This is a genomic window from Chryseoglobus sp. 28M-23, assembly GCF_014789785.1.
Classification (GTDB): domain Bacteria; phylum Actinomycetota; class Actinomycetes; order Actinomycetales; family Microbacteriaceae; genus Microcella; species Microcella indica.
On record NZ_CP061846.1, the window covers coordinates 1,955,354 to 1,967,382 of the forward strand.

The 12,029-nt window shown below is 72.5% G+C and carries 11 protein-coding genes and 1 pseudogene; 3 read left to right on the plus strand and 9 right to left on the minus strand.

Translation table 11 applies throughout. The annotated features are described in order from the left end of the window. Positions 1-55: 55 nt before the first annotated feature. The 3 genes from cofD (at position 56) to IE160_RS09585 (ending at position 4,143) form a co-directional block, all read left to right on the plus strand. Positions 56-1,042: a 2-phospho-L-lactate transferase gene (gene cofD, locus IE160_RS09575; RefSeq protein ID WP_191150930.1), complete on the plus strand. Its 987-nt coding sequence runs from the start codon at positions 56-58 to the stop codon at positions 1,040-1,042. Between the two features lie 51 nt (positions 1,043-1,093). Beyond that, positions 1,094-3,733, plus strand: a complete 2,640-nt coding sequence (locus tag IE160_RS09580; RefSeq protein ID WP_191150931.1) for a bifunctional FO biosynthesis protein CofGH — start codon at positions 1,094-1,096, stop codon at positions 3,731-3,733. A 140-nt stretch (positions 3,734-3,873) separates the two neighbouring features. After that, complete coding sequence (locus IE160_RS09585) at positions 3,874-4,143, plus strand: hypothetical protein (RefSeq protein WP_191150932.1); 270 nt, start codon at positions 3,874-3,876, stop codon at positions 4,141-4,143. Here the strand turns inward: IE160_RS09585 and cofC are convergent. The 9 genes and pseudogenes from cofC to IE160_RS12800 form a co-directional block, all read right to left on the minus strand. Further along, positions 4,127-4,726 (minus strand): 2-phospho-L-lactate guanylyltransferase, encoded by a 600-nt coding sequence (gene cofC, locus IE160_RS09590; RefSeq protein ID WP_191150933.1) that lies wholly within the window; start codon positions 4,724-4,726, stop codon positions 4,127-4,129. The genes IE160_RS09585 and cofC overlap by 17 nt on opposite strands. Before the next feature lie 10 nt (positions 4,727-4,736). Then, positions 4,737-7,043 (minus strand): transglutaminase TgpA family protein, encoded by a 2,307-nt coding sequence (locus IE160_RS09595; RefSeq protein ID WP_191150934.1) that lies wholly within the window; start codon positions 7,041-7,043, stop codon positions 4,737-4,739. Then, on the minus strand, positions 7,036-8,316 hold the full coding sequence (locus tag IE160_RS09600) for a DUF58 domain-containing protein (protein WP_191150935.1): 1,281 nt from the start codon (positions 8,314-8,316) through the stop codon (positions 7,036-7,038). The genes IE160_RS09595 and IE160_RS09600 overlap by 8 nt, the downstream gene beginning before the upstream one ends. A 5-nt stretch (positions 8,317-8,321) precedes the next feature. Continuing rightward, positions 8,322-9,305, minus strand: a complete 984-nt coding sequence (locus IE160_RS09605) for an AAA family ATPase (RefSeq protein WP_191152030.1) — start codon at positions 9,303-9,305, stop codon at positions 8,322-8,324. A 126-nt stretch (positions 9,306-9,431) separates the two neighbouring features. Next, complete coding sequence (locus IE160_RS09610; protein ID WP_191150936.1) at positions 9,432-10,034, minus strand: hypothetical protein; 603 nt, start codon at positions 10,032-10,034, stop codon at positions 9,432-9,434. A gap of 93 nt (positions 10,035-10,127) precedes the next feature. Further along, the gene (cofE, locus tag IE160_RS09615) at positions 10,128-10,919 is read right to left on the minus strand and encodes a coenzyme F420-0:L-glutamate ligase (RefSeq protein WP_191150937.1); all 792 of its coding nucleotides are present in this window, start codon (positions 10,917-10,919) and stop codon (positions 10,128-10,130) included. Positions 10,920-10,938: 19 nt separating this feature from the next. Beyond that, entirely contained in the window at positions 10,939-11,103 is a 165-nt protein-coding gene (locus IE160_RS12795; protein WP_489137750.1) for a DUF8730 family Cys-rich protein, read from the minus strand. Positions 11,104-11,186: 83 nt separating this feature from the next. Beyond that, complete coding sequence (locus IE160_RS09620) at positions 11,187-11,408, minus strand: YdeI/OmpD-associated family protein (RefSeq protein WP_502708735.1); 222 nt, start codon at positions 11,406-11,408, stop codon at positions 11,187-11,189. Next, positions 11,375-11,545, minus strand: a pseudogene (locus IE160_RS12800) (YdeI/OmpD-associated family protein); the annotation flags it as partial. The gene IE160_RS09620 and the pseudogene IE160_RS12800, both read right to left, overlap by 34 nt. Positions 11,546-12,029 lie beyond the last annotated feature (484 nt).

Here is a 12,029-nt window from a genome sequence, read left to right on the forward strand (position 1 = left end):
GTCTGGAGGCGGACGCGCGCAGATGAGCAGGGTCGTGCGCGGCTAGCGTGGGGGGATGAGGATCGTCGTGGTCGCCGGTGGTGTCGGGGGTGCGCGTTTCGTGCGCGGCGTGCGCGAGGAGGTGCAGCGCCACCGGCCGGGGTCGACGGTCGACGTCATCGTCAACACGGGCGACGACTGGTGGCTGGCCGGCCTGCGCATCGCGCCCGACTTCGATTCGATGCTGTACACGCTGAGCGGGCAGAACGACGAGGAGCGCGGCTGGGGGCGGGTCGGGGAGAGCGAGCGCGTCTCGGCCGAACTGCACGCGTACGGCGTGGCGCCCGAGTGGTTCACGCTCGGTGACCTCGACCTGGGCACGCACATCGCGCGCTCGGCCTGGCTGCGGGCAGGTGCCACGCCCTCCGATGTCGCGCGGCGCCTGCAGGAGCGGTGGCCGCTCGGCGTGACGCTGCACCCGGCGACCGACGAGGAGGTCGACACGCACGTGCAGCTCGCGGGCGACTCGGCTGGTGAGGTGCGCGAGCTGCACTTCCAGGAGTGGTGGACGCGCTACCGCGCCGCCCTGCCCGCCGCGCGCTTCGTGCAGCACGGCATCGAGCGCGCGGTGCCGTCCCCCGACGTTCTGGATGCTCTGCTCGACTGCGACGCGATCCTCATCGCCCCGTCCAACCCCGTGGTGTCGATCGGCACCGTGCTCGCCGTGCCCGGCATGGTGGAGGCCCTCACGGCGGAGGCCGCGCCGATCGTGGGGGTCTCCCCGATCATCGGCGGGTCATCCGTGCGCGGCATGGCGGAGGCGTGCCTCTCGGCGATCGGGGTGCAGACGGATGCGGCCGCTGTCGCCCGCCACTACGGTCTGCGCCGGGACGGCGGTCTGCTCGACGGCTGGCTCGTGGGGCTCGAGGACGCCACGGCGGTCGACGCGCTCGAGTCTGAGGGGTTCGCGGCACGCGCCGTGCCGCTGTGGATGCGCGACCTCGACACCTCGGCGGCTCTCGCCGCCGAGGCGCTCGACCTCGCTCTGGCCTTGCGCCCCTGAGCCACTTTGGCGCGAGAGGGAGCAGGTCTGCGGGCGTAGGCTGTGCGGACTGTGACTGCGTTCGACTTCACCCCCACGGCCTCGGCGCTGTCCCGCGCGCTCAAGCGCGCCGACTCTGGCGTGAGTCTGGATGCCACGGAGGCCGAGACGCTCCTGCACGCGCGCGGCGACGACCTCGACCGGCTCCTGACCGTCGCAAGCCGGGTGCGGGATGCCGGTCTCGAACGGGCGGGCCGCCCCGGCGTCATCACCTACTCGCGCAAAGTCTTCATCCCCCTCACCCACCTGTGCCGCGACCGCTGCCACTACTGCGTCTTCGTGCAGACCCCGAACCAGCTGCAGGCTCAGGGGAAGGCGCCGTTCCTCTCCCCCGACGAGGTGCTCGAGATCGCTCGGCAGGGTGCCGCGCTCGGCTGCAAGGAAGCCCTCTTCACCCTCGGCGACCGACCGGAGGACCGCTGGCCCGCCGCGCGGGAGTGGCTCGACGCTCACGGCTACGACTCGACGATCGACTACCTGCGCTCCGTCGCCATCCGCGTGCTCGAAGAGACCGGGCTCCTCCCCCACCTCAACCCCGGCGTCATGAGCTGGCAGGAGCTGCAACGCCTCAAGCCCGTCGCACCCAGCATGGGCATGATGCTCGAGACCACGAGCCGCCGCCTCTACGAGACGCGCGGGCTCGCCCACTTCGGCTCCCCCGACAAAGACCCCGAGCTGCGCCTGCGCGTGCTCGAGGACGCGGGCCGCAGCGCCATCCCCTTCACCACCGGGCTCCTGCTCGGCATCGGCGAGAACTACGCCGAGCGCGTCGACGGGCTCTTCGCGATCCGCGCGAGCGCCCGCCGGCACGGGCACGTGCAAGAGGTCATCATCCAGAACTTCCGCGCCAAGCCGCGCACCGCCATGCGCGCCGCCGACGACCTCGAGCTGCAGGAGTACATCGCCGCCGTCGCCGTCAGCCGCCTCGTGCTCGGCCCCGGTGCACGCCTCCAGGTGCCGCCCAACCTCACCGACGCCGAAGAGCTGCACCTGCTCATCCGCGCCGGCATCGACGACTGGGGCGGCGTGAGCCCGCTCACCCCCGACCACGTCAACCCCGAACGACCCTGGCCGCAACTCGACGACCTCGCCCGCCTCACCGCCGAGGGCGGCTACACGCTGCGCGAGCGCCTCACCACCCACCCCCACTACGTGCGCGCCGAAGAACCGTGGCTCGACCCGCGCATCGTGCCGCACGTGCGCGCACTCGCGGGGGACGACGGGCTCGCCGTCGAGGGGAGACTGCCGCAGGGCATCCCGTGGCAGGAACCGGACCCCGACTGGGCGAGCACCGCCGGCACCGGCCGCACCGATCTGCACACCGCGATCGACACCGAAGGCCGTCGCACGACGGCGCGCAGCGACTTCGACGACGTCTACGGCGACTGGGCCGAGCTGCGCGAGACCGTCGGCGATACGACGAGGGCGACCGCAGCATCCGCGCATGCCCCCGGCATCAGCGACGGCGTGCGCGCGATCCTGCGCCGCGCCGAGAACGCCCCAGCCGGGCTCACCGATGCCGACTACCTGGCCCTGCTCGAGGCCGACGGGCCCGACCTCGACGCGCTCGCGGACCTCGCCGATCGCGTGCGCGCCGACACCGTCGGCGACCGGGTCGGCTACGTCGTCAACCGCAATATCAACTTCACCAACGTCTGCTACACCGGCTGCCGCTTCTGCGCCTTCGCGCAGCGCCGCACCGACGCCGACGCCTTCACCCTCTCGATGCGCCAGGTCGGCGACCGGGTCGACGAGGCCTGGAACCTCGGCGCGACGGAGATCTGCATGCAGGGCGGCATTCACCCCGACCTGCCCGGCACCGCCTACTTCGACCTCGCCCGCGAGGTCAAGGCGCGCCAGCCCGAGATGCACCTGCACGCGTTCAGCCCGATGGAGATCGTGAACGGCGCCGCCCGCACCGGGCTCTCGTTCGCCGAATTCCTCACCGCCGCGAAGGAGGCAGGGCTCGACACGATTCCCGGCACCGCCGCGGAGATCCTCGACGACGAGGTGCGGTGGGTGCTCACGAAGGGCAAGCTCCCCACCGCCGAGTGGATCGAGATCGTCTCCACCGCGCACCGGCTCGGTATCCGCTCGAGCAGCACCATGATGTACGGGCACGTCGACAACCCGAGCCACTGGGTCGGCCACCTGCGCACTCTCGCCCGCGTGCAGGACGACACGGGCGGATTCACCGAGTTCGTGCTCCTGCCCTTCGTGCACGCCAACTCGCCGGTGTACCTCGCCGGCGTCGCACGACCCGGCCCCACGGCGCAGGAGAACCGCGCCGTGCACGCCGTCGCGCGCCTCATGCTGCACGGGCGCATCGACCACATCCAGACCTCCTGGGTCAAGCTCGGCACCGAGGGCACCCAGCTCATGCTGCGCGGCGGCGCCGACGACGTCGGCGGCACTCTCATGGAGGAGACCATCAGCCGTATGGCGGGCGCCGACAACGGCTCTGAGAAGACGGTCGCCGAGCTCGAGGACCTCGTCGCCGGCATCGGCCGCACGGCGTGGCAGCGCACGACCACCTACGGCGAGCCCACCGCCGAGCGCGTCGACACTGCGAGAGCCCACCGCGAGACGGGATACGCGGCGACCGGTCGCCGCCTCGCCCTCAGCATCGCCGAGGTGCGCAGCGGCGCCTGAGCACCCCCTCTTCGCGGGTGAAGACCCTTCACACTCCGTCTCAATGCGAGGAATGAGCCTTGCCCGTGTTTCACTATGGACTGCACTGTCTACCGTGAGAGACCGACCGACGCCCGACGACGCACCCGAGGGGAGACGCTGTGGCCCTGTCGCCGTGGATGAACAGCCTCATCGGCGTCCTGCTCGCCGTGGGCATCGCGGTCGCGCTCTACGCCTCGACCGTTCTCATCTGGAACCTGCTCACCGAGCGCGCCGAGGCCACGTGCGCCGCCCTCGTCGGCGACGGCGGAACCCACACGGTCACCTCGATCTGGCGCAGCGGGCTCGCCTGGGAGTGCGAGTACGCGACCGACTGGAACCCGCGCGGCACGATCGTGCTCACGCCCGACGACCTCATGCGCTCCGGCTGACCAGTGCCCGAGTGCGAGCTCCCAGAACAAGGGATGCCGCGGCCTCGAGCTGCTCGCGCGTGTCGATGTCACGGCGCAGCCCGCTGAGCGGCGGCAGCTCGAGCTCGACATAGCCCTCCGCACGGTGCCGGGCGGCGGAGGCCGCACCGAACCGCGCCGCGTGCGGCACCCCGGCGCGCGCGACGATGAGCGTCGTGCCGATGCCCTCGGCATCCGGCACGAACGCGCGATCGTGCTCATGCGCGGCCGCGAGCGCTCGCGAGAGCTCGTCGGGCTGCAGCGCCGGCAGGTCGCCGAGCAGCACAGCAGTCGGCAGGCCGGGGTCAAGCACGGCGAGCCCCGCCTCGACGGCCGCCGTCAGCCCCGCGCTCGGATCGTCGACGAGCCGCACTCCCGCCATCGGCACGGGAAGGCCACCGACCACGACGAGCTCACCGACCGCGTCGCTCGCACGTGCTGCCTCCACGGTGTCCAGGGCGATCGCACTCGCGATCGCTGCGCGCTCCGCGGCGTCACCGACGAGCCGACTCTTGGCACCCGGCCCGCCCTTCACCGGGATGACGAGCGAGACGAGAGGGAGCACGGCCTCCAGCCTAGAGTCGCACGCCCGAGGCGGAGACGAGAGAGTCGGGCTCGGCGGTGTTCGCGCGATCCAGGAGCGAGAGCGGTGCCACGACCGCGACCGCGCGCCGCCACCAGGGCACCGCGCCACGCAGCCGGCGCAGCACCTCACCGATCTCGGGCGGCTCGGCCTCGTGCAGAGGGCGCCGCCCGGCGAACGCCTGCCGCTCGACCGCGTCGAGCACCGGCGGAAGATCGGCGTCGAGTGCGGCGACCCCGCCCCACAGTGCGGCGAGCGCCCGCGGCGTGCGGGTCGGCTCGGCCGGGAGCCCCAGATCGCGCGCGGTGTCACGTACCTCGCGCCAGCGGTCGACGGGATTGCGCGAGCGTCGCCGACGCGCGCGCCGCACGACGCGCCAGACGCCGGGAGCGACGAGCACGAGCGCGAGCAGGCCGAGCGCGGCGAGGGCGAGAGCCCGAGCATCCAGAGCGAATCGCGACGCCGTCTCACCGGTGGCCTGCCCGTCGTTGCCTCCGTCGATGAGGTCGGGAATGCCGGCGGGATCGTCGTCGGTGCCCTCGGCGGCGTCCGTCTCCTCGTCGCTCGTCGCAGGCTCCTCCGGCTCGGTCGGCGCGTCGTCGGGCTCGCCTGCCTCGTCGCCCTCCAGGTCGGCCGCCGGGTCCGCGTAGCCGGGATTCTCGCCGCGCGACGGCGTCGGCTCGAAACGCACCCAGCCGATTCCGTCGAAGTGCAGTTCGGGCCAGGCATGCAGGTCGTCCGAGCTCACGACGTACTCACCCGGCACGTTCGGGTTCTCGTCGCCTGGCTGGAAGCCGACCGCGATGCGGGCAGGGATGTCGAGCGTGCGGGCCATGAGCGTCATGGCGCTCGCGAAATGCACGCAGTAGCCCGCGCGCACCTCTAGGAACGTCGCGACGATGTCGGCGCCGGAGCCGTCGTAGCCGCCCTCCACGGGCGCGTCCTCTGAGTACACGAAGTCGCCGCCCGTGAAGTAGCGCTGCAGCGCGAGCGCCTGGGAGTAAGGAGTCGTCGCGTCGGCGGCGTCGACCACGTCGCGGGCGGTCTGCACGATCGTCGGGTCCACCTCGGGCACGGCACGATAGGACTCGAGTCCTGCACCGTCGACGCGCGCACCCTGGAGCTGCGCGACCGTCGGCTGGGCGTCGAGGCTCTGCACCGTGTAGGCGCCCTCGCGCAGGACGCCCTCGCGCGACTGCACGGTGACGCCGTCCGGTGCCACGAGCCACTCCCCCGCGAGACCGACGAGCGAGACGGGCGCACTGGGCAGCGGCACCCACCGCGTGCGCACGCTCTCGAGCTGGATGCGCGTGGCGACCTCGGTGCGGTCCACTCCCGCCCCGAGCCACGCCGGAGGGCCGATCTCGTCGAGCGAGCGAGCCTCTCCAGCCTCTACGGGCTGCACGGTCTGGCCGTCGAAGTCGTCGAGGTGCGCGAGCGTCAGGTAGAGCCCGGCGCTCTGGTCGGTCGAGTAGCGCAGCACCGTCACAGCGGTCGGGCGGCGCAGATCGTCGCCGAGCTCGAGCACCGGGTTGATGCCGGTGGAGAGCCCGGCGATCCCCCCGCCCGGCACGACCGCGCCGGCGACGACGGGCGGCAGCGCGGGGGGCACGACGACGGCCGCGACGAGCACGCTCGCGCCGACCAGGAGCGCCCGGCGCACACCCGCAGACCCGCCGTTCACCGCCGGTCGGTGCAGGGCGAGCACGAGCAGGAAGGCCGCCGCGGTCGCGAGCAGGGAGAGCACGGGCAGAGCACCCGGAGCCAGCACGACCGGGATCGCGAGAATGCCCAGCAGGGGCAGCGCGACGAGAGCGGGACGACGGCTCAGGCTGACGACCGCATCGCACAGCAGGGCCACGACTCCCGCGCCGGCGGCGATGAGGAAGCGCAGCCCTGCATCCGCGTCGGCCGGGATCGCCTGCTCGGCGATCGACACCTCGCCGGCCCTGATGAGCTCTTGCGCTCGCTCGAGAGTGCCCGCGAGCGGCACGATGCCGAGCAGGGTCGTGTCTGCGGCGAACTGCAGCTGCAGGCTCACGACGCCCGCGGTCGCCGCCCCGAGCACGGACCACAGCGGTCGCCAGACGCGCACGCGGTACCGCACGAGCGCTCCCGCGGCGATCACGGCGGCCACCGTCACGAGCGCCGAGAGCAGCCACGCGCCCTCCACGAGCACGACCGAGAACGAGGTGAGCGCAGCGCCGACCGCGAGGAGGACGGCTGCCGAGAGGGCGAGCCCCGCACCCGTGCGAGCGCGCGCATCGCGAGAGGTGCGCATCCGAGTGGTCTCACGCACGGCGCACTCCACCCTCCTGCTCGACGCGCTCCCCGGCGAGAGCCGCCCACGCCTCGACGGGCGTGGCAGAGGCCGGCACGCGCGCGACGACCCAGCCTGCGCGGGCGAACGACTCCTCCGCCGTCTCGACCTCCCGCACACCCTCCTGCCCGGCGCCCGCCGGCGTGACCGTCACGGCGGTCGGAAGCAGAAGGCTCGGGTCGTCGTCGACGAGCACTGCGAGGGCGGGTGCTGTGGCCGACGGGGTGCGATGGGCGAGCATCCAGCGCACCGTCTCCGCGTCGGGGCGCGACGCGATCGCGACAACCGGCAACGCGCCCGCTCCTGCTGGCGCCTGCCGGTGCGGGTCGTCGCGGCCGAGCTCGAGCAGAGCGAGCTCGCCGAGAGCGACCCCCGCAGGGCCGTCGGCGTGAGGAGCGTCGTCGGGGAGCGCCGTGGGGGCGACCAGGTCGACCGCGTAGCCGCGCTCGTCGAGGTGCACCGCCACGGAGGCGGCGAAGCGCACCGCCCACTCGAACAGATCACTCGTGGCCTCGCGTCGACCCGTCGCGTCGGGGTAGCCGCCGCGCTGGGTGTCGACCAGCAGGAGACTGCGCGGCCCAGCCTGCGGCTCGTCCTGCCGCACCATGAGCTCACCCTGGCGCGCGGTCACCCGCCAGTGGACGCGCCTGAGGGCATCGCCCTGCCGGTACTCGCGCGTGACCACATCGTCGTCGCTGCGCTCGCGGGACCGCGCGCTACGAGCCCCCGTGTCGCTCGCGGGAGCCGGCACGGGCCCCGTCGGCAGGCGCACGACGGAGGGCAGTACGAGCTGCGTCGTGACCGTTCTCGTGTCGGTCACGCGCACGGCGAGCGCAAAGGGATCGTGATCCTCGATGAGGAGCGGCCCGACCTCCACGAGTCCGCGCCGTTCGGGCCAGTAGCGGTAGCCGAACTCGGCGGGGCGCGTGAGGCGCACATCGGTGAGACGCCCGGGCCCGGCGAAGCCCGGCGCCATGGGTACGCGCTCGATCCACTCGGCCGCACGTGCGCGGCCGGCGACGGTGGTCGTCACGCGCACGACCTCGTCGTGCACGGCGACGGCCGGGTCGAAGCGGCGGGAGACCTGCACGCTCGGCCGCGTGCTCGCCACCACGAGCACGCCGAGGAGGGGGGCGGCCACGGCGATCGCTCCGACCGGCAGCAGCTCGGGCCGCTCGACCGCGTAGGCGAGCGCGAGCAGGCCGACACCGACGACGAGAAAGATCCCGCCGCGCGCGGTCAGCCGCGGCACGCCGGTCAGCCCCCGGCGCTCGGCACCGGCACGGTGGTCGCGGCGACGATGCGCTCGACGACCTCGTCGACGCTGCGGGCCGGGCGCCCGTCGGGGTCCTGCGCTCGCGGTACGAGCAGCATGCGGTGCGAGAGCACCGTCGTGGCGAGCGCATCGATGTCGTCGGGCAGCACGAAGTCGCGCCCGTCCATCGCGGCACGGGCCCGCGCCGCCCTAACGAGCTGCAGCGTCGCCCGCGGGCTCGCCCCCAGCCGCAGCGCGGGCTCGTCGCGCGTCGCCTGCACGATCGCCACCGCGTAGCGCTCGACGGCCGGGCTCACGTAGACCTCGCGCACGGTCGCGATCATGCGCCGCAGCCCCGCGACGTCGATGACGGGCGCGAGGCGCTCGAGGGGGCTGCCGTGCTCGCGATCGCGCACCATGAGCGCCTCGCTCTCGGCGTCGGGGTACCCGATCGAGATGCGCGCCATGAAGCGGTCGCGTTGCGCCTCCGGGAGGGCGTAGGTGCCCTCCATCTCGATGGGGTTCTGCGTGGCGACGACCAGGAAGGGAGCGACGAGGGCGTGCGTGTGACCGTCGACCGTGACCTGCCCCTCCTCCATGCACTCCAGGAGGGCGGACTGGGTCTTGGGGCTCGCCCGGTTGATCTCGTCGCCGATGACGATGTGGGCGAAGATCGGGCCTGGAGTGAACTCGAAGGTGCCGAGCTGCTGGCGGTAGACGCTCACCCCGGTGATGTCGGCGGGCAGTAGGTCGGGGGTGAACTGGATGCGGTTGACGCTGCCGTCGATGCACCGGGCGAGCGCGCGGGCGAGCATGGTCTTGCCGACCCCTGGCACGTCTTCGATGAGCAGGTGCCCTTCGGCCAGCAGGACGGCCAGAGCGGTATCCACGGCGTCCGGCTTGCCATCCATGACGCCGTTCATGGCGAGCCGGATGCTCGACGCGAGCTCCCCGAACTCCTCAGGGTTCATCGGCTCAGGGCTCATCGGCGCATCGGTGGCGGGGTCGCTCGCCGAACCGGTCGGCGCGGCTGCGGTGCTCGTCGACGTCGTCACCCGGTGAAGTCTGCCACGCGAAGGTGACGAATCCGCCGAGAGTTCTCGACCCGCCGCTCAGCGCAGCCGCGCGAAGTCCAGTCGCACGTCGGACTCCCCGATCGTGGTCGTGAGGCTGAGGGCGTCTCCTGAGCACGCCACGGAGGCTCCCGCGAGCGGGTTGACGGTGACCGGGCGCAGGAAGAGCTCGTCGACGCTGCTGCGCTGGCCCTGCTCGACGTCGACGAGGGCGAGATCGTCCCGCTCCTCGGTGGCCTCGAGCAGCCCGTCGACGAGTCGGTACGAGCCCTCGCTCTCGCCGACGAACGAGGCGAGGGTGTCCTCCCCGCGGTTCTGCCAGGTGATGCCCACCCGAGGTTCGACGTAGTAGCGGTCGACCGTGAAGCCGAGAGTGAGATAGCCGCCGACATCGATGTCGGTTCCGGGCCCGAAGGCGAGCAAGTAGTCGTGCAGCGGCTCGTCCTCGACGCGCCAGCCGCCCACGAGGCACTCGCTCCCGGTGAGCTCGACTCCGGGCGGTGGCTCGATGCCCTGCGCCTCCGAGGGATGCACGGGCGCGGGGCCCTCCGGTTCCGGCTCCGCGCACCCGCCGAGCAGGAGCATGGGGGCGAGTGCGGTGAGCACGAGGGCGCGGCGCGCGTGGCGGGCGACTCCGCTCATAACCGCATCCCCTCCTCTGCGTCGAGGATTCCCCAGAATCCCGTGGTGCACAGCAAGCGTAGCCAAGGCCGCCGTGGCTGGCGAACCGGGCTGTCAGCCGTTGCGCAGGTCGGTGCGCCGGTCGCGCGCCGCACGCTCCAGGAGCCTGCCCTCCTCGCGCGCCTCCGCCGTGCCGAGCGAGAAGAGATCGTCGGCGGCCGCGCGGTTCAGAGAACGGGCACCGGGCGCGTCGGGGTCGAGCAGGTGCGGCATTCCGCGGATCACCGCGACGGGAAGGCCCAGCGCCTTCCGCTTGACGAGGTCGCCGGCTGCCGCAAGCTCGTCGCCGACCGCCGGCGCGGTCACGTCGAGCCGGCGACCCTGCGCGTCGGCGTGCCCGCGCAGGTCATCCAGCAGGCGAACGCCGCTGCCGCCGATCGCGATGTCGGTCTGGCCCTCTCGCCAGGCCCGCCCGGCAGTGTCGGTGATGATGACGCCGACGTCGCCTCCGACGGCGACACCGACTGCCGCACGGATCGCGGCGGCGCTCGCATCGGGGTCGAGCGGCAGCAGCAGCACCGTGCCCTCGGCGGTGTTGCTCGCATCGACCCCCGCCGCGGCCATGACGAGCCCCAGACGGTTCTCGACGATGCGCGTCACACCACCCGGGTGCTCTCTCGTGGCGACCACCCGCACGGTCTCGTCGGTGATCGATTGCTCGCGATCGGCCGCGGAGACGATGCGACCCTCCGCCTTGCTCACGATCTTGCTCGTGACGGCGAGGATGTCGCCGGGCTCGACGCCCTGCTGCGCCGACGCTGCGGCGATGATGGCCGGGAGGTCGTCGCCCGGCGCGAACTCGGGCAGCCCGTCGAGCGCGAAGAGGGTGAGGCGCGGCGGGGTCATGCCGCCATTCTGCCGCGCGTCAGGCTTGCGAACGGCCGAGCAAGCGAGAGAACAGGCCAGGCTCGCGCTCATGCCCCGGGCAGCGCTGACTCTGGGGCACGCGACGCATGACCTGGTCGACGTGCTGACCGCATCCGGTCCAGGTGGTCTTGCCGCACTGGCGGCAGGTGATGGCAGAGCACATGGGTGCGCATCCTTTCCGTAGGGATCGCACCAGTATACCCCCGGGGGTATTGTGTCCGCACTATCGGCTCGCGCGCCTCGACGTCAGAGAGGTGAGTCGCCTCGCGCGAGAGTCTCGATGCAGCCGTCGATCTTGCGTTGGCGCGTCTCCGCGCGCTTGACGCCGCCGAGCCGGAAGATGACCCCGAAGCGCGCTTGCGCGCTGAGCCCGGCGAATGTCTGCGCCGCGGCCGGCGAGGCGTGAAGACCTGCAGCGAGTAGTCCTCGTCGAACCGGTTGATCTGGCCGTCGATCCACCCGAAGCACAGCGCTGACTCGAGCGCCTCGCCATAGGTGATGCCGGGCGCCGTCGAGGCCTTCTTGCGCATATTCAGGCGCACGCCGGGATGATCGGGATGCGCCTCGAGCCATTCCGCCCAGTCCTCGACGCGCTCGAACAGCATCACGGGTTTCTGGTCGTTGGCCACCACGGGCTCAGAGTAGGCGACACCTCCGACGGGGCGACCAGGGTGCGCGCGAGGTCACGAATCGACAACAGGGCGAGCCACCCGCTCAGAGAGGCTTGCGCCAGCCCCGGGCATCCCGCTAGATTCTCCCCGCGCCATATGACGAAAGGAGGTCGGCCATGGTTATTCACACTCAGGGAATGATTCCCACCACCGCCGGCTTCGTCGGCGTCTTCACCGCCTGAACGGCTGACGGATTCCGCCGCCGTTCCTGACGGTGGCGACGCGCTCGAAGCCCACGGCCCGCACGTGCGCGCGCCGTCGGCAGCCCGCTTCCTGTGCAGGGCTCTCCGTCGCGCGCCGCGGGCCGACGCCCCGTACCGCTCGGCATTCTCGCCGAGCGCTCGCGGCGGGCAGCCGGATGCTTCTCCCCGGCTGCCCGTCGCCTCCCCCACGGTCACCGCAGCAGTGAAGGAACACC

What these genes read in the sequence shown, in the direction of transcription:
- cofD (WP_191150930.1), top strand. Translation starts at nt 56, where the DNA reads ATGAGGATCGTCGTGGTCGCCGGTGGTGTCGGGGGTGCGCGTTTCGTG.
- IE160_RS09605 (WP_191152030.1), bottom strand. Translation starts at nt 9,305, where the DNA reads ATGAGCCCTGAGCCGATGAACCCTGAGGAGTTCGGGGAGCTCGCGTCG.
- IE160_RS09610 (WP_191150936.1), bottom strand. Translation starts at nt 10,034, where the DNA reads ATGAGCGGAGTCGCCCGCCACGCGCGCCGCGCCCTCGTGCTCACCGCA.
- cofE (WP_191150937.1), bottom strand. Translation starts at nt 10,919, where the DNA reads ATGACCCCGCCGCGCCTCACCCTCTTCGCGCTCGACGGGCTGCCCGAG.
- IE160_RS12795 (WP_489137750.1), bottom strand. Translation starts at nt 11,103, where the DNA reads ATGTGCTCTGCCATCACCTGCCGCCAGTGCGGCAAGACCACCTGGACC.